General features: G+C 64.3%; 22 protein-coding genes and 1 tRNA gene. 16 read left to right on the forward strand and 7 right to left on the reverse strand.

Annotation, left to right across the window (positions count from 1 at the left end; genetic code table 11):
* Positions 1–70: 70 nt before the first annotated feature.
* A complete protein-coding gene (locus ACFFWD_RS23790) occupies positions 71–409 on the reverse strand; it encodes a P-II family nitrogen regulator (RefSeq protein ID WP_376969102.1) in 339 nt (112 codons plus the stop codon).
* A gap of 270 nt (positions 410–679) precedes the next feature.
* On the opposite strand from ACFFWD_RS23790, the gene ACFFWD_RS23795 reads away from it, so the two are divergent.
* Both ACFFWD_RS23795 and ACFFWD_RS23800 read left to right on the forward strand, forming a co-directional pair.
* Positions 680–1,573 carry a DUF4339 domain-containing protein gene (locus tag ACFFWD_RS23795; protein WP_376969104.1) on the forward strand — a complete coding sequence of 298 codons (894 nt, stop codon included), beginning with the start codon at positions 680–682 and terminating at the stop codon, positions 1,571–1,573.
* Between the two features lie 36 nt (positions 1,574–1,609).
* A complete protein-coding gene (locus ACFFWD_RS23800; protein ID WP_376969106.1) occupies positions 1,610–2,494 on the forward strand; it encodes a DUF4339 domain-containing protein in 885 nt (294 codons plus the stop codon).
* Positions 2,495–2,521: 27 nt separating this feature from the next.
* Here the strand turns inward: ACFFWD_RS23800 and tesB are convergent, their stop codons facing one another.
* The gene (tesB, locus tag ACFFWD_RS23805; RefSeq protein WP_376969108.1) at positions 2,522–3,385 is read right to left on the reverse strand and encodes an acyl-CoA thioesterase II; all 864 of its coding nucleotides are present in this window, start codon (positions 3,383–3,385) and stop codon (positions 2,522–2,524) included.
* A gap of 227 nt (positions 3,386–3,612) precedes the next feature.
* Here tesB and ACFFWD_RS23810 point away from each other — a divergent pair, with 227 nt between their 5' ends.
* Entirely contained in the window at positions 3,613–4,833 is a 1,221-nt protein-coding gene (locus ACFFWD_RS23810) for a ubiquinone biosynthesis hydroxylase (RefSeq protein WP_376969110.1), read from the forward strand.
* A gap of 109 nt (positions 4,834–4,942) precedes the next feature.
* Here the strand turns inward: ACFFWD_RS23810 and ACFFWD_RS23815 are convergent, their stop codons facing one another.
* Together ACFFWD_RS23815 and ACFFWD_RS23820 are read right to left on the reverse strand one after the other, a co-directional pair.
* Positions 4,943–5,140, reverse strand: a complete 198-nt coding sequence (locus ACFFWD_RS23815) for a Trm112 family protein (protein ID WP_376969112.1) — start codon at positions 5,138–5,140, stop codon at positions 4,943–4,945.
* Between the two features lie 46 nt (positions 5,141–5,186).
* On the reverse strand, positions 5,187–5,723 hold the full coding sequence (locus ACFFWD_RS23820; protein WP_376969114.1) for a TetR/AcrR family transcriptional regulator: 537 nt from the start codon (positions 5,721–5,723) through the stop codon (positions 5,187–5,189).
* A gap of 108 nt (positions 5,724–5,831) precedes the next feature.
* Here ACFFWD_RS23820 and ACFFWD_RS23825 point away from each other — a divergent pair, with 108 nt between their 5' ends.
* From ACFFWD_RS23825 to ACFFWD_RS23865, 9 genes are all read left to right on the forward strand, one after another.
* Entirely contained in the window at positions 5,832–6,182 is a 351-nt protein-coding gene (locus ACFFWD_RS23825) for a hypothetical protein (RefSeq protein WP_376969116.1), read from the forward strand.
* Positions 6,183–6,297: 115 nt separating this feature from the next.
* On the forward strand, positions 6,298–6,720 hold the full coding sequence (locus ACFFWD_RS23830; protein WP_376969118.1) for a PaaI family thioesterase: 423 nt from the start codon (positions 6,298–6,300) through the stop codon (positions 6,718–6,720).
* Positions 6,721–6,883: 163 nt separating this feature from the next.
* Entirely contained in the window at positions 6,884–9,412 is a 2,529-nt protein-coding gene (locus ACFFWD_RS23835) for a bifunctional diguanylate cyclase/phosphodiesterase (protein WP_376969120.1), read from the forward strand.
* A gap of 235 nt (positions 9,413–9,647) precedes the next feature.
* Positions 9,648–9,926, forward strand: coding sequence for a PepSY domain-containing protein (locus ACFFWD_RS23840; protein ID WP_376969122.1), 279 nt, complete (start codon positions 9,648–9,650; stop codon positions 9,924–9,926).
* Between the two features lie 10 nt (positions 9,927–9,936).
* Complete coding sequence (locus tag ACFFWD_RS23845) at positions 9,937–10,527, forward strand: cytochrome b/b6 domain-containing protein (protein ID WP_376969124.1); 591 nt, start codon at positions 9,937–9,939, stop codon at positions 10,525–10,527.
* A 250-nt stretch (positions 10,528–10,777) separates the two neighbouring features.
* Positions 10,778–12,409 carry a putative porin gene (locus ACFFWD_RS23850; protein ID WP_376969126.1) on the forward strand — a complete coding sequence of 544 codons (1,632 nt, stop codon included), beginning with the start codon at positions 10,778–10,780 and terminating at the stop codon, positions 12,407–12,409.
* 59 nt (positions 12,410–12,468) lie between these two features.
* On the forward strand, positions 12,469–12,939 hold the full coding sequence (locus tag ACFFWD_RS23855; RefSeq protein ID WP_376969128.1) for an FMN-binding protein: 471 nt from the start codon (positions 12,469–12,471) through the stop codon (positions 12,937–12,939).
* Between the two features lie 34 nt (positions 12,940–12,973).
* The gene (locus ACFFWD_RS23860; RefSeq protein ID WP_376969130.1) at positions 12,974–13,828 is read left to right on the forward strand and encodes an FAD:protein FMN transferase; all 855 of its coding nucleotides are present in this window, start codon (positions 12,974–12,976) and stop codon (positions 13,826–13,828) included.
* Entirely contained in the window at positions 13,818–14,237 is a 420-nt protein-coding gene (locus tag ACFFWD_RS23865) for a hypothetical protein (RefSeq protein ID WP_376969132.1), read from the forward strand. Before ACFFWD_RS23860 ends, ACFFWD_RS23865 begins: the two co-directional genes overlap by 11 nt.
* Before the next feature lie 6 nt (positions 14,238–14,243).
* Here the strand turns inward: ACFFWD_RS23865 and ACFFWD_RS23870 are convergent, their stop codons facing one another.
* Together ACFFWD_RS23870 and trxA are read right to left on the reverse strand one after the other, a co-directional pair.
* On the reverse strand, positions 14,244–14,921 hold the full coding sequence (locus tag ACFFWD_RS23870; RefSeq protein ID WP_376969134.1) for an LON peptidase substrate-binding domain-containing protein: 678 nt from the start codon (positions 14,919–14,921) through the stop codon (positions 14,244–14,246).
* A 114-nt stretch (positions 14,922–15,035) separates the two neighbouring features.
* Positions 15,036–15,956, reverse strand: coding sequence for a thioredoxin (trxA, locus tag ACFFWD_RS23875; RefSeq protein ID WP_376969136.1), 921 nt, complete (start codon positions 15,954–15,956; stop codon positions 15,036–15,038).
* Between the two features lie 215 nt (positions 15,957–16,171).
* Between trxA and ACFFWD_RS23880 the strand changes: the two genes are divergently transcribed.
* From ACFFWD_RS23880 to ACFFWD_RS23895, 4 genes are all read left to right on the forward strand, one after another.
* Positions 16,172–16,606: an SRPBCC family protein gene (locus ACFFWD_RS23880; protein WP_376969138.1), complete on the forward strand. Its 435-nt coding sequence runs from the start codon at positions 16,172–16,174 to the stop codon at positions 16,604–16,606.
* A 182-nt stretch (positions 16,607–16,788) separates the two neighbouring features.
* Positions 16,789–16,863, forward strand: a tRNA-Gly gene (locus ACFFWD_RS23885).
* Positions 16,864–17,448: 585 nt separating this feature from the next.
* Positions 17,449–18,729, forward strand: coding sequence for a PQQ-dependent sugar dehydrogenase (locus tag ACFFWD_RS23890; protein ID WP_376969140.1), 1,281 nt, complete (start codon positions 17,449–17,451; stop codon positions 18,727–18,729).
* Between the two features lie 193 nt (positions 18,730–18,922).
* On the forward strand, positions 18,923–19,504 hold the full coding sequence (locus tag ACFFWD_RS23895; RefSeq protein WP_376969142.1) for a c-type cytochrome: 582 nt from the start codon (positions 18,923–18,925) through the stop codon (positions 19,502–19,504).
* Positions 19,505–19,598: 94 nt separating this feature from the next.
* Here the strand turns inward: ACFFWD_RS23895 and panE are convergent, their stop codons facing one another.
* Positions 19,599–20,519, reverse strand: a complete 921-nt coding sequence (gene panE / locus ACFFWD_RS23900) for a 2-dehydropantoate 2-reductase (RefSeq protein ID WP_376969144.1) — start codon at positions 20,517–20,519, stop codon at positions 19,599–19,601.
* Between the last annotated feature and the right edge of the window lie 123 nt (positions 20,520–20,642).

Genomic DNA, 20,642 nt, shown 5'->3' on the forward strand with positions numbered 1-20,642 from the left:
AACCGGTTCCCACTTTTCCGGATCATGCTCTTGGCCGGCGTCGTTGCCGGCGGCGATCGTGATTTAACAGTTAGAGCGCGTCCTGATCGGTCTCGCCGGTGCGGATGCGCAAGGCGTGATCGATCGGCGTCACGAAGATCTTGCCGTCGCCGATCTGGCCGGTGCGGGCGTGCTGGGTGATGACGGCGACCGCCTTCTCGGCGAGGTCGGTATCGACGGCAATCTCGATTCTGAGCTTGGGCAGGAAGTTCACGACGTATTCGGCGCCGCGATAGATCTCGGTGTGGCCCTTCTGGCGGCCATAGCCCTTCACTTCGGTCACCGTCATGCCGTGAACGCCGATCGCGGTCAGCGCCTGGCGCACCTCGTCCAGCTTGAAGGGTTTGATGATCGCGACGACGAGTTTCATGGTCAGGCCTTCATTCTCTCAAGGTTTCCGCACCCGCCCTGTCCGCAGGGTGGGCGATTCGCCGTCCCAGGGGCAATTTGCGTGCGGCAAATCTGGCATCCTTCCGGGCAAATGGCACAAAAAAGTTGCAGGTTGAAGGGGAAAAGGTAGGCCGCTGGTGAGCTGTCTCACTGTACGGGATCAAAACCCTCGGCCAGAATGTGGCGTTCCCGCCCGGCCGGCGGTCCCGCTGGCTCGTTTTCGACATCGCATACGCCTCAAGGAAATAAAATGTCGAACCGCAACTGGTTTTATGCGTCCGAAGGCCAACAAAAGGGTCCTCTGCCCGAAGTTCAACTTCGCGACCTGATCGCCCGCGGAACGGTGCGGGCCGACACGCTGGTGTGGACCGAGGGCATGTCCGGCTGGCAGAAGGCGGGCGAAATTCCCGGCCTCATTCCGGGCAGTGCCGCGCCGCCGGCGTTTCCCCAGGCCGGTGGCTCGCCACCGGTGGTGGCATCGGGCGCCTATAGCGGCGGACCGCTGTCGATCGATTTCGGAATTTGGGAGTTCGTCTGGCGCAGCCTCGTGTTCGCGATCGCGAGCAGCTTCATCATCCCGCTGCCGTGGATGCTGGTCTGGTACCTGAAATGGCTAGTCCCGTGCATTCGGGTGCCGGGACGACCGAATCTCAGCTTTACGGGGACGGCTATGACGGTCGTTCCCTGGTTCTTCGGCGCCATCGTCGTGATCGTCGCCGTGGCGATGACCGGAATCCAGTGGCTCAACAATCTGGTGTTCCTGCTCGAGATCGCGCTCTATTGGCTTTTCCTCAGATGGTTCGTCGCGAACCTCGCCTCCAACGGTCAGCCGCTCGGGCTCAGCTTCACCGGCTCGTTCTGGGCCTATCTCGGATGGACGCTGCTAGTGGTGCTCTCCATCATCACGATCATCGGCTGGGCGTGGGTCTACGCGGCCTGGACGCGGTGGTTCTGCCGCAACATCCAGGGCACGCGGCGCGAGATCATCTTCAACGGCTCAGGACTGGAGTTTCTCTGGCGCGGGATCGTCACCGTGATCGCCGCCTCCTTCCTCATCCCGATTCCGTGGGTGTATCGCTGGATGATGCGTTGGCTGGTGTCGCAGACCGTGCTGGTCGAGCGCGGTTCGCAGCCGGGCGCGTAGGCATCATTTTGTGTCGCGCTTGCTGGGGAAACAAAGATGTCAAACCGCAACTGGTTTTATGCCGCCGAAGGCCAGCAAAAAGGTCCGCTTCCCGAAGCCCAACTCCGCGACCTGACCGCCCGCGGGATGGTGCGGGCCGACACGCTGGTGTGGACCGAGGGCATGTCCGGCTGGCAGAAGGCGGGCGAGATTCCCGGGCTCATTCCGGGCAGCGCCGCGCCGCCGGCGTTTCCCCAGGCCGGCGGCCCGCCGCAGGTCGCGGCCTCGGGCGCCTATAGCGGCAGGGCACTGTCGGCCGACTTCCCGATCTGGGGCCTGTTCGGACGCAGTCTGCTGCTTGTAATCGGCCAGATCCTCGTGATTCCCGCGCCGTGGACGGCAACCGGGCTGTATCGCTGGATCATCCCCCACATCCGGGGGCCGGGCCGGCCGAATCTCGGCTTCACCGGACAGCCGCTCGACATCTGGTACGTCTTCATCGTGCTGGGTCTTCTGACCTATGCGGGCGCGGCCAACAGCTCGATCGTTCAACTGATCTCGGTCGTGCTGCAGGCGTTCCTCGGATGGATGATCATCCGCTGGATCGCCAGTCACCTGAGTTCGAACGGCCAGCCGCTGCCGATGTCGTTCAACGGCAGCCCGGTCACCTACGTCGGCTGGTACCTGCTGCTGGCGATCTCCGCCATCACCATCATCGGCTGGGCCTGGGTGATGACGGCCTGGATGCGCTGGATCTGCCGCAACATCGAAGGCACAAGCCGCGAGGTCATCTTCAATGCCTCGGGGCTCGATGTGCTTTGGCGAACCATCGTGTTCGTGATCGGTTGCGGATTGCTGATCCCGATCCCCTGGGTGCTGCGCTGGTACGGCAACTGGTTCGTCTCGCAATTCGCGCTGGTCGAGCGCGGCGCAGCCCAGTAACCGGGAGCGCGAACGGGCAACCGCGGATCATGCCTTGCGTTCGCGCACCGAGCCTTCCTGCGCAACCGACGCCACCAGCGTGCCGTCGGGCTTGAAGATCTGGCCGCGGGTCAGGCCGCGACCGGATTGCGCGCTCGGCGAGTCCTGCGCATAGAGCAGCCATTCGTCGGCGCGGAACGGGCGATGAAACCACATCGCGTGGTCGAGGCTCGCCGGCATCATGCGCCTGTCGAACAGCGTGCGGCCGTAGCGCGCCATGACAGCGTCGAGCAACGAGAAATCGGACGCATAGGCGAGCGCGCACATGTGCAGCGCCGGATCATCGGGCAATTTCGCCGCGGTGCGGATCCAGACGTTGATGCGGCCGTCGTCGATCTTCTGGCCGAAATAGCGGCCGAGCTCGACCGGGCGCAGTTCGATCGGACGATCGGATTCGTAGTAGCGGCGGATGAACTCCGGCATCTCCTTGAACATCGGCTGCTTCGACACTTCCTCCGCGGTGAGCTTCTCCGGCGGCGGCACGTCGGGCATCTTCTCCTGATGGTCGAAATTGCCGTGCTCCTCGGCATGGAACGACACCATGATCGAGAAGATCGCGTTGCCATGCTGGATCGCGGTGACGCGGCGGGTCGAATAGCTCTTGCCGTCGCGCAGCCGCTCGACCTGGTAGATGATCGGCACCTGCGGATCGCCCGGCAGGATGAAATAGCAATGGATCGAATGCGGCAGCCGGCCCTCGACGGTGCGGCACGCCGCCACCATCGCCTGCCCGATCACCTGGCCGCCGAACACCCGCTGCCAGCTCGTCTTCGGGCTGTTGCCGCGGAACAAATTCACTTCGAGCTGCTCGAGATCGAGGATGGACAGCAGGTCGATCAGGCTTTTGGACATGGCGGGCTTTCGGTTGAGTGACACCCGTCATTCCGGGGCGATGCGTCAGCATCGAACTATGGTGCGCAATTGCGCACCTGAGAATCTCGAGATCCCGGGTTCGATATTGACGCATCGCCCCGGAATGACATCCGGGACGGCTAAGTACCTTGTTTCAGGCCCCTGTTTCGCCCAGCTATTATCAGGTAGCAAGTATCCTCTTGTTGACGTAACCGAGTAAGGACGAGATGTCGGGACAGCGAAGCATTGTCATCTGCGGCGGCGCATTTGCCGGGCTGGCGCTGGCGGTGGCGCTGCGCCAGGGGCTTGGGCCCGACGTTCCCGTCATTGTGGCCGATCCGGCGCTGGCCCTGCGGCCGAGCCGCGATCCGCGCGCGACCGCGATCGTCGCCGCCTGCCGCCGGCTGTTCGAGACGCTCGGCGTGTGGGGGCAGGTCGCACCGACGGCGCAGCCGATCACCGACATGGTCGTCACCGATTCCAAGCTGGAGGACGCGACGCGTCCGGTGTTCCTGACCTTTGCCGGCTATGTCGAGCCGGGCGAGCCGTTCGCGCATATGGTCGAGAACCGCCATCTGATCGATGCGCTCGCCGCGCGCGCCGAAGCCGAAGGCGTCGAGCTGCGCGCCACCGCGGTGTCGACGTTCGAGTCCCGCCCCGACGGCGTCAGCGTCACGCTCGCCGACGGCCGGGTGATCGATGCGAGCCTCCTGGTCGCCGCCGACGGCGCGAAATCGAGGCTGCGCGAGCGCGCCGGCATCGCCACCCATGGCTGGGACTACGATCAGTCGGGCATCGTCGTCACCGTCGGCCATGAGCGCGAGCATCACGGTCGCGCCGAGGAGCACTTCCTGCCCGCCGGTCCGTTCGCGATCCTGCCGCTGACCGGCAACCGCTCCTCGCTGGTGTGGACCGAGACGCGCAAGGATGCGGCGCGCATCACAGCGTTGAGCGAAGAGGAATTCCACGCCGAACTCGAGCAGCGCTTCGGCCTGCAGCTCGGTGAGATCAAGGCGCTCGACAAGCCGCGCGCATTTCCGCTCGGCTATTTCGTCGCGCGCTCGTTCATCGCCGAACGGCTGGCGCTGATCGGCGACGCCGCCCACGTGATCCATCCGATCGCGGGGCAGGGGCTCAATATGGGCCTGAAGGATGTCGCAGCGCTTGCCGAGGTCGTCGTCGACGCGGCGCGGCTTGGCATGGATCTCGGGCAAGCCGACGTGCTCGAGCGCTACCAGCGCTGGCGGCGCTTCGACACGATGGCGATGGGGGTTGCCACCAACTCGCTGAACTTCCTGTTCTCGAATGAATCGACGCTGCTTCGCACCGTGCGCGACATCGGCCTCGGCCTCGTCGATCGCACGCCGCCGCTGAAGGAGATGTTCATCCGCCAGGCGGCAGGATTGTCCGGCGAAGTGCCGCGGCTGCTGAAGGGCGAGGCGTTGTAGCGCTTGTAGCTTCGTAGCCCGGATGGAGCGAAGCGAAATCCGGGGAAGTTTCACCGCGGATAGGTCGGTCCCGGATTGCGCTGCGCTCCATCCGGGCTACGAACCTTCGTCAATCGATTTTCCTTGCCTCTTCCGGCAACATGATCGGGATGCCGTCGCGGATCGGATAGGCGAGTTTGGCGGAGCGCGAGATCAGCTCCTGCCGCGTCGCGTCGAACTCCAGCGGCCCCTTGGTGATCGGGCACACCAGGATTTCCAGCAGCTTCGGGTCGGCGGTGCTTTCGAGATGGTCGGGCGTCGAATTCATTGCGGTCTCCGGTTGGCCGTCATCTAGCACATCCCGACGCGGGGTGTCAGCGCTTGGCGATCCGCAGGAGCTCGTCGAGCGCCGCCTGCTGGCGTGCCTTCGCCAGCGGCTGGTCCGACAGCGCGAAGCCGATGAACGCCCAGTAGAAGATCTGCGCACGGCCGCGCGCCACGTCGGGCGGAGATCCGGACTGTCGAAGCAGGGTCTCGATATAGCCGAGCCGGCGCTGGTCGACCTCCTGCACGGCGCCGCGGACGGTGGCGTCGACGATCGCCCAGCTGCGGACCGCGCGCTCCAGCGAAAGCCGCGCCGAGAACGCCCGGCGCAGCAAGAGCGCCAGCGCGTCGTCGCCCTTGGGAACCGCCTCGAGCTCGGCGATCACCTGCTCGGCGGCGACCTCGCGCCAATGGGTGAGGATCGCGGCGTGGAACGCGGCGATATCGGCGAAGTGCCAGTAGAAGCTGCCGCGCGACACGCCCATCGCCTTGGCCAGCGGCTCGGCCTTCAGCGCCGTGAAGCCGCTTCTCGCAAGCGTCTTCAGGCCCTGGTCCAGCCAATCCTGCGCCGAGAGCTGCTCGGTCATGGTTCCCCATCCGTCCGGCCCGCACCATACACAACTGTATTGACAGCCGCCAGCGCCGGGCGCATAACCATACAGTACTGTATGGACAGTATTGTTTGGAGTGGTCCGATGCGTGATTTGCTGCTGCAGGGCGCCGGCGTCATTGCGATCGCCGTCAGCCTGGCCCATGGCATCCTCGGTGAAACCAAGGTGTTTGCGCGCGGCACTGTCGAGCCGCCGCGGTTGCGCACGCTGCTTCGCCTCGTCTGGCAGGCCGGCACGATCGCGTGGATCGGCGGTGGCGTGCTGCTGATCGCAGCTCCGGCAATGGCGTCCGACGTCGCGCGGCACTGGATCGTCACTACGCTTGCTGTCGTGTTCGGCTGCGCCGCGCTCGCCAATGCGGTGGCGACACGTGGCCGGCATATCGGCTGGGTCGGGATGAGCGCCGTGGTCGCGCTCGCGGTCGCCGGCTATTAAAGCGCGATGAGATTTGGATGAATCGTCATCGCGCTTTAGGTCTTTGTTTGAGCATGATCTTTTCGGAAAACCGCTATACGCTTTTCCGGATCATGCTCTAGCGAGAGGAATCCGCATGACGGCCGACCCCGGATTCGATCTGCAACAGCTCGCCGGCGTCAACGCGTCAGCCGCTTTCAACCGGATGGTTGGCTTCGAGGTCGTCGCGGCGGGCCGTGGCGAGGCCGAGCTGCGCATGCCCTGGCGCGACGAGTTCGGCCAATATGCGGGGCATCTGCATGCGGGAATGATCGCGGCCCTCCTCGATACCGCTTGCGGCTTTGCCGCGGCGACCATCGTCGGTTCCGTCACTGCATCGCATTTCTCGATGAACTGTCTGAGGCCGGCGACAGGCGCAAGCTTTGTCGCGATGGGCACCACGCTGCGCGCGGGACGCAAGCAGGTTTTCGCGCGGGCCGAGTTGTTTGCCGAGGACGCGCAGGGCGAGCGCGCGCTGGTCGCGACCGGCGAGACCGTGCTCGTTCCGCTCGGCGGCTGACACCCGCGCCGCCGCTAAGGCATTTCAGAATTGATGGAGCCATCAATTTCAATGCAGAATCGGCTTACATGCGGATAACCATGCCACCGAAAGTTGTGAAAAGTTATCGAGAAGAACATTCAGGCGGACTATTCGTCGGAACGAACAATCAAGGGCCGACGCAATGTTCCGTATTTTTACGTGCCTTACCGGCGAGCATGACTGGCGGCTCGTTCTGCTCGCCGGGCTGGTTTGCTTCGTCGCAAGCATTGTCGCCGTCAATATCTTCCACCGCGCAACCGCGACGCTTGCCGCGACGCGCCTGATATGGATCGCGATCGCCGGCGCCGCGATCGGCTACGGAATCTGGGCGACGCATTTCATCGCGATGCTCGCCTACGAGCCTGGCGTGCCGACCGGATACGGCGTCACGCTGACGGCGACGTCGCTCGGCGCGGCGATGCTCCTCACCTCCTGCGGCTTCGGCTTCGCGGCCTACGACCCCAGCCGATGGCGCGCGCCCGTCGGCGGCGCGATCATTGGTGCGGGCATCGCCAGCATGCACTATCTCGGCATGTGGGCGCTCGAAGTGCCGGGCCGCGTGGCCTGGTCGATGGACCTCGTGTCGGCCTCCATCGTGCTCGGCATGATCTTCGGCTATGCGGCGCTGGCGATCGCGGTCCGTCGCCAGGACCGCTGGGGCACGCTTGCCGCCGCCTTGCTGCTGACGCTGGCGATCGTTTCGCATCACTTCACCGCCATGGGCGCCGTCCAGATCATTCCCGATCCGACGCGGGCCTCCGATGCGCTGTCGCTCTCGCCCGCCTTCCTTTCGGTGGCGATTGCCGGCGTGGCCCTGACGGTGCTCGGGATGAGCCTGGTCGGTGTGCTCGCGGATCGGCGCCTTGCGCTGCGAACCCGCAGGTTCGAGGAGATCATCAGCCAGCTCTCGCTCGCACGCCAGCAGGTCGAGGCGTCGCAATGCGAGCTGCAGGAGCAGAAACTGCGGCTCGACACCGCGATCAACCACATGGGCGAGGGCCTCTGCATGTTCGATGCCGAGAAGCGGCTCGTCGTCTGCAACGACCGCTATGCCATGATGTACCGTCTGCCGCCGGAGCTGTTGCGGCCAGGCACGCCGCACGGCGACATCATCAGGCACCGGATCGCGAACGGCATCCTCAAGGGCGACACCAGCGACAGTGCCGCGACCCGGCTGCTTGCGACATTGAACGCGCTGCCGGCCAATGAAGTCTCCAGCCGGGTCGACGAGCTCGCCGACGGCAGGCTGATCTGCGTGACGAGGCAACCGATGCCGCGCGGCGGCTGGGTCGCGACGCATCTCGACGTCACCGAGCAACGGCGCTCCGCGGCCAAGATCATCCACATGGCGCAGCACGACGCGCTGACCGATCTGCCGAACCGCGTGCTGTTCCGCGAGCGGATGGAGCAGGCGCTTGCCGACACGCGCTGCGGCGGACGGCCCCTTGCGGTGCTGATGCTCGATCTCGATCGCTTCAAGGAGGTCAATGACACGCTCGGGCATCCGGCGGGCGATGCGCTGTTGCAGGCGGTCGCCGGGCGCCTGCGCGAATGCGTCAGCGAGACGACGCTGATTGCAAGGCTCGGCGGCGACGAGTTCGCCGTGATCGCCTACGTGACCGACCCGGTCAGCGAAGCCGGTGCGCTCGCCGAGCGAATCACGCAGGCGCTGCGCGATCCGGTCGATCTCGGCCATCATCAGGTGACCACCGCCACCAGCATCGGCATTGCGATCGCGCCGCGCGATGGCGGCGATTCCGACGAGATCCTGCGCAGCGCCGATCTCGCGCTCTACTCGGCCAAGGGCGGCGGCCGCGGCTCGTTCCGCTTCTTCGAGCCGGAGCTCGATCAGCTCCTGCACGCCCGGCGCGACCTCGAGCGGGACTTGCGCAGCGCGCTCGCCAACGGCGAATTCGAGCTGCACTATCAGCCGTTCTTCAACCTCGCGAGCGGCGAGACGAGCGGCTTCGAAGCGCTGCTGCGCTGGCATCATCCCGAGCGCGGCATGGTGCCGCCGGCGGAATTCATCCCGTTGGCGGAAGACACCGGTCTGATCGTTCCGCTCGGGGAATGGGTGTTGCGAACCGCCTGCATGGAGGCGGCGAAATGGCCCGACGAGCTCAGGATCGCGATCAACCTCTCGCCCGCGCAGTTCAGGAGCCCGGAGCTCGTCCCCGTCGTGGTAAGCGCGCTTGCACGCGCAGGCCTCGCGCCGCAGCGGCTTGAACTCGAGGTGACCGAGACGGCGATGATTCACGACAGCGTGGCGGTGTTCGCGGCGCTCGGCCAGCTGCAGCATCTCAACGTGCGGATTGCACTCGACGATTTCGGCACCGGCTACTCGTCGCTGAGCTTTCTGCAGAAGTTTCCGTTCGACAAGGTCAAGATCGACCGCAGCTTCGTCCGCGAATTGTCTGCGGCGTCGGAGGAATCGCGCCGGATCGCGCGCGCGGTGGTTCGGTTCGCCGTCAGCCTCGGCAAGACGACGACCGCCGAAGGTGTCGAAACCCAGGAGCAGCTCGATATCCTCCGCGCCGATGCCTGCGCGGAAACCCAGGGCTTCTACTTCAGTCCTGCGGTCGATAGCGCAAGCGTCGCGCAAATGATCGATGGGCGCGGACGGTCGCGGATAAGGCGCGGCGCGGTGCGTCATGCGATGGTCGGCGCTTGACGGCGCTCCGCCGCGGCGGAGACCTCGCCTCATGAGGCGTAAGGCCGCAGCGAAACGCGGAAAGCCGATTGCATACGGAGACCAAAGCGGTTTTCTCAAATCTTAGAATATCTCTTAGAGCCTCTCTAAAGCATCAGACCGGACGCCGCCTTGACTTCGCGGCCTGCTCCGCGTCCTTCGGTCCGGCCCTGCGCGACCATGTTTCGCGGGCGATCGAAACGGAGAGGAGATGTTCGTGAGGGTCATTCGCAGTGTTGCATTCGCCGCGTCTATTCTGGGCTTGATGGGGTCGGCGGCACTGGCCGACGGCTACAAGAATTGCACCAAGCTCGACAAGGCATCCTGGAAGCCGGCGAGCGAAGCCGAAGCCAAGGCCAAGGCGGCCGGCTACGAGGTGCGACGATCCAAGATCGAAGGGTCGTGCTACGAGGTCTACGGCGTCAAGGAAGGCAAGCTCTACGAGCTGTTCTACAGCCCCGAAGATCTCAGCCTCAAGCACACGATCGCGAAGTGACCTGAGGTCGATGGGAGAGGCGGTGCCAGGGTCGCGCGGTGTGCCCGAACGGGCTCCCGCGCATCGTGCCGCCGAGCGGACCGTGCAGGTCTGGGACCTGCCCCTGCGCCTCTGGCACTGGACGCTTGCCGTGTTCGTCCTGGTCGCGTGGTGGACGCCGAACCGGTTCGATGGGCTGCACAGGCTTGCCGGTTACGGCGTGATCGCCCTGCTGATCTTTCGGTTGATCTGGGGGTTCGCCGGCACGCGTTACTCGCGCTTCAGAACCGTTGGAGTGAGGCTTCGCGCCGCGCCGCGCTACCTCTGGAATCTCAGGCGCGGGATCACCGGACGATATATCGGCCTCAATCCCGCGGGCACCGCGATGCTCGTGGCGTTGCTGACCTTGCTCGCGATCTCGGCGGTCTCGGGCGCGATGCAGGTGACCGTGAGCTTTTTCGGAGTGTGGTGGGTCGAGGACACCCACACCTACTCCTCCGATATCGTCATGATCCTGGTCGTGCTGCATGTGCTCGGCGCTGTCGTGGTGGGCGTTCTCCAGCGCCAGAACCTGGTGCGGGCGATGATCACGGGACGGAAGCTGATCCGCGGCCATCGGTAGACGCTTCAAGCGAGATCTCACCAGGCGTTGCGGCTTGGTTTCGCAGGCCGTGCGTAAATCCGCCTCCGGCGTCGAATGAGCGTAGCTCATCAATCGAGTCTTATCTTTATTCTTATTCTAATTCCAAACTTGAGTGATTCTAACCGTCAGGCCGCACTTCGATTGCGGAAATTCTCCGAAATGATTCGCGCTGATGCTACGTGCGCCCGTATGTCGCGGGCTTTCCATGTCCGCGCGTCAAGGGGGGCGCATGTCATCGCATCGTTATTTGGGGCTGGGTGCAAGAAAATTCGGTCGCGGCTGCAATTCCAGGCGCGCGGCGTTGCTCGCGGCGACCGCGCTGTCGATCATCGGCAGCGGCAGCGTTTCTGCGGCCGACGACAGCGTGAACGAGGCGCTGCTGAAGAAGCTCGACAAGATGGAGCGGCGGATTCAGGCGCTCGAGGCCGAGTTGAAGCAGAAGGATGCCAGCGCCAAGCCGGGGCCGCGCGCAGCCTCGGTCCGCAGCGCCAACGCCGCGGCAGCGCCGTCCGGCGAGCCGAAGGAGAGCGCTGACTCCAAGCCGGACGCGAAGGACGCGAAGGGCAAGCCCGAGGCCAAGTCAGCCGAGACGTCAGCCAAGCCGATGCTGAAGCTCCCGCCGCTTCCGTCGGCGAGTGACAAGCCGATTCTCGGGTTGGTCGATTCACCGGTGCCCGGTCTCAGCATCGGAGCCTATGGCGAAATCAAGTTCGGGAGCGTGCAAAATCCCGCCGCCAACGGCCAGTGGCAGAAGGGTTTCGATGCTCATCGCTTCGTCCTGTTGCCGACCTATGCGATCACTCCCAACATTATCTTCAACGCAGAGATCGAGTTCGAGCACGCAGGCTCCGGCTTCGACAACGACGACAAGCTGCATGGCACGGCCGAGATCGAGCAGATCTGGGTCGATTTCAAGATCATCGATCAGTTCAACTGGCGTTCGCCGGGTATCGACCTTGTACCGATCGGCTACATCAACCAGCACCACGAGCCGACGCAGTTCTACAGCGTGAACCGGCCCGAGCTGTATCTCGGCCTCATTCCGTCAACCTGGAAGGTGCCGTCGAGCAGCGTCTACGGCACGATCACTGAAGATCTGAAGTATCAGGTGATGATTGCCACCAGCAACGAGGACTTCGGCGATTCCTTTGACAACCGCACCGCGGCCAAGACCGTGCCCCTTCCGGGCACGCCCTACGCTGCGGGTATCGATGGCCTGAACGGGCTCGGCTTCTCGCGGCCCCCGCTCGGTGACTTCCAGCAGCTCAACAATGCGACCGCGGTCGCCGGACGGCTCGACTTCACGCCGACATTCCTGCCGGGCTTCGCCGGCAGCGTCAGCGCCTATTACACGCCAAACCTGACGCCGCGCGGTGCGCATGACGATTTCGGCAATTTCCTCGGCCACACCAGCATGACGATGTTCGACGCCGAGTTCCGCTATCGCGTCCCCCAGACCGGCCTCGAGCTTCGCGGCGAGTATGTCCGCGCGGATTTCAGCCATCCGGAGAACCTGCGCGCGAACAACGATTCCGATCCGACCAACAATGTCGGCAAGTCCATGTACGGCTATTCCGGCGAGATCGCCTATCACGTGCAGCTCGGCACCATCCTGAACAACGAGTGGGAGGCGGTGCCGTTCTATCGCTACACGTACCAGAACCTGCAGACCGGCGGCTTTGCCGGCACGGATGCCAACCTGCCGACCGGCGCGGGCCAGCGGCAGTACCACACCGCCGGCTTCGCGCTGTTCCCGTCGCCGAAGGTCGCGCTGAAGGCGACCTATCAGCACGTCATCGACAAGAGCATCACTGGCGCGATGTCGGACTCGTTCCTCGGCGGCGTCGGATTCTTCTTCTGAGATCGGCGCGGGCGTGCGCGAGCCGCGGCCTGACGAAAACGATGGGAGCCTGGTGAGAGATGAGTTGGGTTCGATATACGCTGCCGGCTGCTGCGATCGTGTCGGCGGCTTCGCCGGCCTATGCGGTTCAGTACCTGTCGATCGAGGAGGCGCAGAAGCAGGCGTTTCCGTCGGCGACGAATTTCACCGAGGTCCAGGCCGGCCGGGTCTGGAAGGCCGAGGCCGGCGGCAAGGTCGCGGGCTTCCTGGTCTTCGACCGGGTGATCGGCAAGCACCTGTATATCGACTATGCGGTGGCGCTGACGCCGGGCGGCGCGGTGCACAGGGTCGAGATCCTGCAGTACCGGGAATCCTATGGCGGTGAGATCAGGAGCCCGAGCTGGCTCGCGCAATTCGTCGGCAAGACCAGCGGCAGCGCGCTCAAGATCAACGGCGACATCAGGAATATCTCCGGCGCGACATTGTCGTCGACGCATGTCACCGAGGGCGTGAAGAGGATCCTGTCCGCCTATGCCAATCGCCTTCGATAGGACCCGCCGCGCGCGGCCGCTGCTCGGCACCTTCGTGGAGATCGAGGTCGCGTCCGCCGGCGCCGAGACGGATGCCGCCATCGACGCCGCATTCGATGCCGTCGCGCAGGTTCATCGGCTGATGAGCTTTCATGAGCGCGACAGCGATCTCAGCCGCCTCAATCGGGAAACTCATGTCCAACCGATACGGGTTCATCCCTGGACGTTTCAGGTCCTCGAGGCGGCGGTCGAGATGCATCGACAGTCCCGCGGAGCCTTCGACGTGACCGTTGCACCGGCGTTGCAAGCAATCGGCCTGCTCCCCGGACTGGACGGCGATCGGGTTGTCGCGCCTGAACCGCGCGTCGGCGATGCGATCGCGCTGCTGCCCGAACACGCCGTGCGGCTGCGCGCTCCGGGGATCGCGATCGATCTCGGAGGAATCGCCAAGGGCTTTGCGGTCGATCGCGCCATCGAGGCGTTGCAAGGTTTCGACATTCCGGCGGGGCTGGTGAATGCCGGCGGCGATCTTCGGGTGTTCGGAGCGGCGCCGTACACGGTCGACCTGCGCGATCCGCGCGACCCGCTGCGCCTGCTCGCGCGTATCGAAATGACCGGCGAGGCGCTGGCGTCGACCGCGCGTCGTTTTGATCTGGTGGACGGCACATTGACGGGCGCTTCGGCGGTCATCGATCCCGCCACAAGCGAGCCGGCCGTTGCGATTGTCGGCGCCACGGTCCGCGCGCCCTCATGCATGATTGCCGACGCGCTGACGAAAGTCGTGATGATCTCCGGGACCGATGCCGGTGATCTGCTCGCGCATTACGGGGCCAGCGCCCTGCTGATTTCGGCCGACGGGGACGTTCAGATCACGTCCGACTGGCCACAGGCGGTGCACCTTGCGGCTTAAACGTTCATTTCGTTATGCGATGTACGCCGCCTTTGCGGCGCTGGTGCTGACCGGCGCCGGCTGGCTGGTGGCGGATTGGCAGAAGAGCGCTGCCGGCGACGAAATCTGGCAGCAGGTCGCTGCGAACCTGCTGATGGTTCATGGCGGCGTCGCGATGCTGGCGCTGCTGTCGCTCGGCGCGCTGATTCCGATGCATTTGCTGCGCGCGTGGCGGAGCCGGAAGAACCGCATTTCGGGATCGATCATGGCGACGTTCAACGCTGCGCTGATCGTGACCGCCTTCGGGCTCTATTACCTCGGTTCCGAGGTGATCAGGCCATGGATGAGCTGGATCCATCTCAGCGCCGGATTTGCCCTGGCGCTGACGTTTCCGCTTCACGTCTGGCTGGGCCGGCGGGAGTTGAAGTGAGCGGCCTCACTGCACCGGCGGATCGCCGCCACCGGTGCGCTTCTTGGCAAGATCCATCTCGGTGATCGCGATCAGGATCTCGGCGCGGGTTTTCAGGTCGGGCGCTTCCAGCATCGCCTGCTTCTCCGCAGGACCATAGGGCGACATCATCGCCAGTGCATTCACCAGCGCCTCGTTGGGCGCGGCTTCGATGCCTTCCCAATCGACCTTGAGATTGTTGGCCTTCAGGAAATCGGTGAGCACGTCGAGGAGCGCCTTTCGGTCCACCGCCTGTTCACCCTTGCGCGCGGTGAAATCGTCGGTGAAGGAGAAGAAGTCGACCTTGCACTGCCGGTACGCCGTCAGCACGGTCAGCTCCTCGACCACCTTGAAGCGCGCGACGCCGGTAAGTTCGAGGATGTAGCGGCCGTCGCCGGATTCGGCGAGCTGGGTGATGCGGCCGACGCAGCCGATCCGGAACAGCACCGGCTTGGCCTCGTTCGGCGAATGCGTCACGTCGGGTTGGATCATCCCGATCAGGCGATGGCCGTCGCGCAGGGCGTCGTCGACCATCGCGAGATAGCGCGGCTCGAAGATGTTGAGCGGCATCTGGCCGCGCGGCAACAGCAGCGCGCCCGGCAGCGGAAACACCGGGATCACTTCGGGAAGCTCGCCGGGTCCGCGATATTCGGCATTGATCGGCATCTGCTGTCCCGCTGCTGTTAGAGGCGCGGCCTGAGCATGATCCGGAAAGGTGCGTCGCGGTTTTCCGACAAGGTCATGCTCAAGCAAGAAGCCAACGCGCGATCTTCTCGCGCGTTACGAGAACAGGATCGTCGACAACCGCTTGCGTCCTTCGACGGTCGCCTCATCGGTGCCGCCCCACGCCTCGAAGAACTGCACCAGCTGCTTGCGCGCGCCATCGTCGTTCCATTTGCGGTCGCGCTTGACGATGGCGAGCAACTGCTCGGTCGCCTCAACGCGCTTGCCCGTCGCATTCAGCGCGGTGGCGAGATCGAACCGCGCCTGATGATCGAGCGGGTTTGCGGCGACTTTCTGTTCGAGCTCGGCGACCGGGCCGACCGACTGCGCCTGCTCGGCGAGATCGATCGCGGCCTGCACGGCCTTCACCGCGGCGTCGTTGCGCTTGGATTCCGGAACCATGGCGAGCGTCTGCTTGGCCTGCTCGACCGCGTCAGTGGTGAGGTAGCACTTGGCGAGGCCCGCAAGCGCGGCGATATTGGTCGCGTCATGCGCCAGCACCTCGGCATAGATCTGGGCGGCCGCCGACGCATCGCCTTCCGCCAGCACGGCTTCGGCCTCGGCCAGGATCTCCGCAAGGTTGGGCTCGCCGGCGGCCGGCACGCCCTTGGTGATCTTCTCGATGAAGGCGTTGACCTGGCTCTCCGGCACCGCGCCCATGAAGCCGTCGGCGGGCTGGCCGCCCACGAAGGCGATCACGGCCGGAATCGACTGGATGCCCATCTGGCCCGGGATTTGCGGATGCTCGTCGATGTTCATCTTGACCAGCTTGACCCGGCCCTTGGCGTTGCGCACCGCCTTTTCAAGGATCGGCGTGAGCTGGCGGCAGGGGCCGCACCACGGCGCCCAGAAGTCGATCATGACCGGCTGGCGCCGCGACTCCTCGATGACGTCCTTCACGAAGGTCTGGGTCGTCGTCTCCTTGATCAGATCGGGCGCTGCCTGCGGCGTGGAGCCGCCCTGCTCAACTATCGTCACGTGATCCTCGCCTGCTGCTCGCGAATGGGGGTCGGAAAATCCGGATGCGTTCTAGCACGGCCGGAACGCCGGGTTCAGCGGTTCTGTCGAGCTAGATGGCGGTCGGATGGCAAATTTCAATCGTTTGGCGGCCTTCCCGTTCCATCTGATATCGGGTGGGCCGGCCGCCCGGCCCGCCCCATGATGCGCAAAGCCAATCGGGAGGAAAGCGCACCATGGCCAAGGCCTATTACAGCACCGTGTTCGAGCAGCCGGCCGGCAATGTCTGGAAAATCATCCGCGATTTCAACAATTACCCGGTCTGGGTCCATGGCGCAGGCAGCAGCGAGATCGAGGACGGCAAGTCCGGCGACACGATCGGTGCCGTGCGCAACGTGCTCTATCGGGAGCGGCAAATCCGGCAGCGGCTGGTGGCGCAATCCGACGTCGATTGCTTCCAATCTTACGAATTTGCCGGTCCTCCGACCCTGCCGATCACGGATTTCCGGGCCACTTTGCGCGTAACGCCCGTGATCGATGGTAACAGGGCCTTTGTCGAATGGTGGGCGACCTTCGATTGCGAGGCCGCGCAGCGCACCGAGCTGACGCGGACGCTGGCCGGCTGGTTCGAGACCTGGCTCGAATCGCTCCGCGATACGATGGTCGTGTAGGCCGGTTCCCCGCCCAACGGCCAAGAAAATGTGACCGCGCCTGGTTTCGGGCCGATTCGAGCACATTTTTTAAGAAATTCAGACGATTTCGCCGGCTCAAGACCGTGCTCTTGTGTTGCATTCACCGGCCGCTTTTGGCATAGGTCTGCCGTTGCCGGCGAGCGATCGCCGCCATCTCGGATGCGGGTGTAGCTCAGTGGTAGAGCACGACCTTGCCAAGGTCGGGGTCGAGGGTTCGAGCCCCTTCGCCCGCTCCAGATTTCCCGCCGGCCCGAGCTGACAGTTCGACCAAGGCCCGCCGTCAGACGCGGGCTTTTTGCTTTTCGGGGTCCGGGTCGCCCGTACCTTCCGCTCGACTCAGACGCGGCAGCCGCGCTCGTTCGGTCGCACGCATTTCCATTGTGCGCGATGCAGGGTGGTTGGCCGATCAATCGACCAGGCGCCATCGCGCGCAAGGTCGTCGTGTACACGCCCAACGCAATGCTTCTGTTTGTCGCACGATCGACCCGGCGGTGCCGTCTTCCGCATCGTTGTGCCTGGCCGCCGGCAGCACGCCGATGCGATGCTCGCGCGAGCATATCGAACACCACAACCGCTCGCTTCGCGCGAATACTGCGCTGCAACGCGAGTGCCTCTTTCCCAAACACATCGCGCGCGCGAAAATTTCGCCTCAACTTGTTTTGACTGTAGTGCACCACAGGGCCTGCGCTTCTCAGCTTCGTTGGATGTGCTACCATTTTGTCGTCTGACCTACCTCGCAGACCGCCACAATTCGTCTCTCAAGGCGTTCAAAATCAATAACAGGCAGCAAGCTGCAACGGCTTGCATAGGGGAGTGACGCGATGAAATCGGCTTTCAATCGATCGATACTTGCGTTCGCGGCGATCGCACTCTTGGCGGGGACCAGCTTCGCCAATGCGCAGCAACAGCAGATGGACAAGAACCGGGCGCTGAAGAAATATGAATCGGGTACCAAGGAATTCTGGACGCATCCGCCGGATGACTGGTTCCTCGGTGACGAGACTGAGGCGCAGAAGGGCGTTGCCCCGCCGTCCGGTCCGCCGACCGGCGCATCGGATGCCGAACTTGCTGTCATGATGAAAAAGATCAAGCTGCCGCCGGGCTTCAAGATCGAGGTCTATGCCTCGAACGTGCTTGCCGCGCGCCAGATGGCGTGGGGCGACAAGGGTACGTTGTTCGTCGGCTCGTTCGGCCTCGGCAATGTCTATGCGATCAAGGACAACAACGGCAAGAAAGAGGTCAAGACGATCCTCAAGGGCCTCAACATGCCGACCGGCCTCGCGTTCCGCGACGGCGCGCTCTACGTCATCGCGGTCGACAAGCTGATCAAGTACGACAACGCCGAAGCCAATCTCGACAATCTCGGCAGCGGCAAGGTGGTGTATGACGACATGCCGTCCTACGCCGCGCATGGCTGGAAATATATCGCGGTCGACAAGGATGGCTGGTTCTATCTGCCGTTCGGCCCGCCCTTCAATATCGGCATCCCCCCGACCTCGGTGTCGCAGATCCGCCGCGTCGATCCGAAAACCGGCAATGCGGTAGTCTATGCGCTTGGCGTGCGCAACTCGGTCGGTGGCGACGTCGATCCGCGCACCGGCAAATACTGGTTCACCGAAAATGCGCGCGACTGGATCAGCGACGATCTGCCGAGCGACAAGCTCAACATGATCAACAAGCTCGGCGAGCATTTCGGCTATCCCTATTGCCACCAGGGCAACCTGCCGGATTCCAAGTTCGCGATGGGTCACAAGTGCTCGGAGTTCACCCCGCCGGTGCTCAATCTCGGTGCCCACGTCGCTCCGCTCGGCATGAAGTTCTATACCGGCAGCCAATTCCCGGCCGAGTACAAGAACAGCATCCTGATCGCCGAGCACGGCTCCTGGAACCGGCACAAGTACCAGGGCGGTCGCATCGTGCGCGTGACTGCCAGCCCCGAAGGCAAGAACGCGAAGGAAGAGGTGTTCGCCTCCGGCTGGATCGAGGGCGACCAGGGCTATCTTGGCCGTCCCGCTGACATCCTGCTCGACAAGGACGGTTCGATCCTCGTCGCCGACGACTGGGCCGGTGCGATCTATCGCATCAGCTACAGCAAGAAGTAACGACGGAACGGCCAATGAGGCTGCGGTGGCCGACGAGGTCGCCGCAGCCTCATTCACGTGGTTGGGCAGGTTGCAACGAAACAAACTGGTCATGCCCGGACTTGATCCGGTCATCCATCCAAATGAAAAACCCTTTTGCAAGCGAGATGGATTGCCGGGCCGGGCCCGGCAATGACACGCGGAGAAACCGGCAATGCGCGTTGCATCCTTCGGAATTGTGGTGGCGGCGACACTTGTGCTGACGCCGGTTGCGCGCGCCGCCGACGTCGCCGCCGGCAAGGAGAAGGCGGTGATGTGCACAGGCTGTCACGGCGAGGACGGCATCTCGCAGACCGAGAACATTCCCTCGCTCGCGGGCCAGCTCGATCAGTTCGTGCAGTGGCAGCTCGAGTTCTTTCGCGCCGGCGCGCGCAAGAACGAGCAGATGCGGCCGATCGTCGAGCAGCTCAGCAATGACGACATCCGCAATCTCGGCGCCTATTTCGCGCAGCTTCCGCCGTTCAAGGGCAGCAAGGACGACAATCCGGAACTGTCGGAGAAGGGCAAGCAGGCCGCGGCAGGCCGCCGCTGCGCCTCATGCCACATCGACACCTATGTCGGCACCAAGGCGGTAGCGCGGCTTGCCGGCCAGCGCGAGGAATATCTCGTCAAGGCGCTGCGCGACTACAAGTCGGGCGCACGTTCCGGCGGCGCCCAGGCCGCGATGGCCGATGTCGCCTATCCTCTGAGCGATGAAGAGATCGCCGCGCTCGCGCATTACCTGGCGCGTCTTTGACGCGTAGCCCGGATGAAGCGAAGAGCAATCCGGGACTCCTGCATCAGCGGCACGAACGGCCCCGGATTTCGCTGCGCTCCATCCGGGCTACGAACTAACTAAGCCGCTGCTTCTCATACGCCTTGAGGTGCGTGTACGCCGTGCGCAGCTTCGGCACCGGGATCTTTGCGGCGTCGGCGCGGACGATCAGATCGCCGATCACGTGATCGGCCTCGACCGGCAGGCCCGCCTTGATGTCGCGGAACATCGATGCGGTCATCGGCGAGCCCTCGGCCGTCAGCAGCCCGCGGGTGCGCTGGAAGAACGGGCCGCCCGGGGCGTGGCCGGCGTCGGCGGCGATCGCGGAGCACTCATCGAGGATGCCGAGCAGAAAATCCTTGCCGCCGGGCGCCGCCAGGATGTTGCCGACTGAGGTCCGCATCAGGCTGGTGGAGGCGGCGAGCGAGGCCAGGAACACCCATTTCTCCCACATGCCCTGCATGATGTGCTCGCTGGCGGCCGCGCCGTTGACGCCGGCGAAGGTCTCCACGATCGCGCGCACCCGATCCGACATTCTCCCATCGCGCTCGCCGAAATTCAGCGACTGCATCGGCGCGAGCTGCACCACTTCGCGCGCCTCGTTCAAGGTCGCTGCGATCGCGCAGAGCCCACCGAGCACGCGCGCGGCGCCGAACTTCGTCTCGAGCACGTCGAGATGCAGCATGCCGTTGAGCAGCGGGATGATCGCGGTCTTGTCGCCGACGGCGGGCGCAAAGGACTTGATCGCGTCATCCAGATCGAACGCCTTGCAGCTCAGCAGCACGACGTCGAATGTGTCAGTGAGCTTGTCGGCCTGCACCGTCGGCGGATTCTTCAGCGTGACGTCACCGTTCGGGCTCTTGATGACGAGACCGGCCGATGCGAGCTCGGACGCGCGTCTGGGTCGCACCAGGAAGGTGACGTCGCAGCCTGCCTCAAGCATCCGGCCGCCAAAATAACCGCCGATCGCGCCGGCGCCGACCACGAGAACGCGCATGGTTTACTCTCCATCGTTGGACGGCCCTGTTCCGTCGGGCCTTGTCGTTGCCCGTCATGCCCGGGCTCGTCCCGGGCGTCCACGTTTTTAACTTTAGCAGGAGAAAGAACGTGGATGGCCGGG

Source organism: Bradyrhizobium erythrophlei, from assembly GCF_042430365.1.
In the GTDB taxonomy this organism is placed as follows: Bacteria; Pseudomonadota; Alphaproteobacteria; order Rhizobiales; family Xanthobacteraceae; genus Bradyrhizobium; species Bradyrhizobium erythrophlei.